The organism is Bradyrhizobium sp. Crot121 (genome assembly GCF_059512385.1).
This window is the reverse complement of the sequence record NZ_JCAMOR010000199.1, coordinates 1-2,237: the sequence shown is the minus strand read 5'-3', so window position 1 is coordinate 2,237 and position 2,237 is coordinate 1. Positions and strand designations below refer to the sequence as shown.

3 protein-coding genes and 1 pseudogene are annotated in these 2,237 nt (G+C 60.7%); 2 read left to right on the top strand and 2 right to left on the bottom strand.

The genetic code is table 11. The annotated features are described in order from the left end of the window. Positions 1–80: pseudogene (locus AC5ZGW_RS45875) on the bottom strand (hypothetical protein); the annotation flags it as partial. Between the two features lie 77 nt (positions 81–157). Between AC5ZGW_RS45875 and AC5ZGW_RS45870 the strand changes: the two are divergent. Next, positions 158–619, top strand: a complete 462-nt coding sequence (locus AC5ZGW_RS45870; RefSeq protein ID WP_165435656.1) for a transposase — start codon at positions 158–160, stop codon at positions 617–619. 256 nt (positions 620–875) lie between these two features. On the opposite strand, the gene AC5ZGW_RS45865 is transcribed toward AC5ZGW_RS45870, so the two are convergent. Then, entirely contained in the window at positions 876–1,649 is a 774-nt protein-coding gene (locus AC5ZGW_RS45865) for an IS110 family RNA-guided transposase (RefSeq protein ID WP_463703219.1), read from the bottom strand. Positions 1,650–2,024: 375 nt separating this feature from the next. On the opposite strand from AC5ZGW_RS45865, the gene AC5ZGW_RS45860 reads away from it, so the two are divergent. Then, positions 2,025–2,237, top strand: a 213-nt coding sequence (locus AC5ZGW_RS45860; protein WP_496114154.1) for an IS3 family transposase, incomplete at its 3' end; no start/stop codon positions are given.

Here is a 2,237-nt window from a genome sequence, read left to right as displayed (position 1 = left end):
GCCTCCCAATCTTTGGCGAGACGTCGGCAGCGGTTGAGCCATGCCAACGTGCGTTCGACGACCCAGCGTCGGGCAACAATAACTGAAATGGACCCCGATTTTGGGACCAGAGGCTAAGTTGGAAAAGGGCCGCTCCGTTTGATAGACGGAGGGCATGATGACGAAGAAGACACGACGGAAGATCGACGCGGCGTTGAAGGCGAAGATTGCGCTGGAGGCGGTGTGGGAGCAGGCGACGGAGGCGGATCCGGCGCAGCGCTACGAGGTGCATCCGAACCAGATCTATGCGTGGAAGAAGCAGCTGCTGGACCAGGCGGCCCGGGCCTTTGACGCGGGTGTCGGGCGGGAGAGCGAGGAAACGCGCGAACGCGAGATCGAGAAGCTGCACGCCAAGATCGGACAACTGACAGTCGAGCGCGATTTATATGAGCGCCTGCTTGTCAAGGAGGACATGCTTTTTCATTCCGGCCAATTTTGCAATGGACCGGAGAACAGTCTGGTCATCATTGTCGGCCGGAAGCCGTCGTTTTTTCCGATCGGATGGTTTCAGCGATGGGATCGATCTTCTGTGGTGCGGTCGTACGCTTGGCGCATCAACTTATATCCGGCAGCTCCATGACGGCTTGCCACAATCCTGCATGCACATTTCAGACGATCGAGGTGACAAGTTCACACTTTTTACCGGCGCCGTGAAAGACGCCAATCGCTGCCTCGACGCCCGTCGCCCCGTCTTCGCGGCCGATCGGCTTTGAAGCTCAGCGATCTCTTCAATCAAACCTTTGCTGGTGCGGTGGGCGGCACATTAACGCCCTCCGGCACAACGCCGGTCTCGACATAGCGCCAGAGGGTGATCGCGAGTTTTCGCGCGAGCGCGATCAGCATGATCCGTCGGATGCGCGGCGACTGATTTTTCGTCTTTTCGACGTACCAGCGCGAGAGCGGGCTTGCCGGCTGATATTCCGCCAGAGCCAAGCGATCTCGATCAACACGCGGCGAGCCCAACTGTTGCCGGCCTTCGATATCCCTTGCGAGCGTGTCATTGAGCCGCTGTCATAGGCGCTCGGCGTCAGCCCAAGATAGGAGCCGAGTTGACGTCGGTTGGCGAAGGTGCGGGTGAACACCTCACGTGCTAGAATGGCTGCGCTGACACCGCCGATCCCCTGCAAGCTGATGAGCAACTGTCGTTTGCGTTCGATGGCTGGTGATTGCGCGTCGGCAGTATCGCGCTCTCTCTCCGCCTCACGGATCTGCGTCTCGACCAATTCGAGCCGAACATATTCCCGTTCCAATTCACGCCGCAGCCGTTCTGGCAGCGGATGTCCTTCTGCGGTCCGCAGCGCCGAGAAGTCGATCCGAGTCCGGCGCAGTTGCGGCTCGATGCCACGGACGCCCTGCGCGAACAGGAGCCCCTTGATCCGGTTGATGTGCCCTGTGCGCTCTCGAACCAGGCGTTGACGTTCGCGATGAGAGCGACGGGCGTCTTCCTCTTTGATCGAGGGTACGCGAACCGCAGCGCAGATATGACGGTCGCCACGATCGATGGCAATCAGCGCTCGCAGAAGCGCCAGCACGTCGATCCGATCGGTCTTGACGCGCCTCGCTCTTCGATTGACCTGGATACTGGCCGGGTCGAGAACCCGGCATTCGATCTGCTGCCTGGCGAGCGAACGAGCGAGCCAGAACCCGTCATAACCAGCCTAGTAGCAAACCAAGACGCGGCGTCCGTTCTTCGATGCCGCCCGCAGACGCGCCATGAGTTGGTCAAAATCGCCTCCCGCGATACGGTGGATGCTGGGACGGTCGCGATCAGGATGCGCTATGCTTAGAACCCAGCTCTTCTTGCTGAGTTCGATCGCGGCGTAAACCGTGTCAACTGTGGTCGAGTGCTGTGTTCTGATCGACATCGCATGGTGCTCCGGTTCGAGTGACGCGCCGATCGTAACCGAGGATCCGAGGCGCGGCAGTCCTCATAGGATCTTTTTAGCGCGGAGGTCCGGAAGATCAGCACGCCGGACCGTCGAGGAATGCTCGATCGCGCCGACAAGGCGCTGTCGATCCGCCGGCAATGCATGCTGCTTGGCATTGCGCGCTCTGGGGTCTACCGACCGCCACGGCCGGCCAACGACAACGACCTTGCCCTGATGCGGCAAATCGACGAGCTGTTCACCGCCTGGCCGTTCCTGGGCTCGCGGCGAATGACCGCGATGCTGAAGGCTGAGGGGCTTCAGGTCAATCGC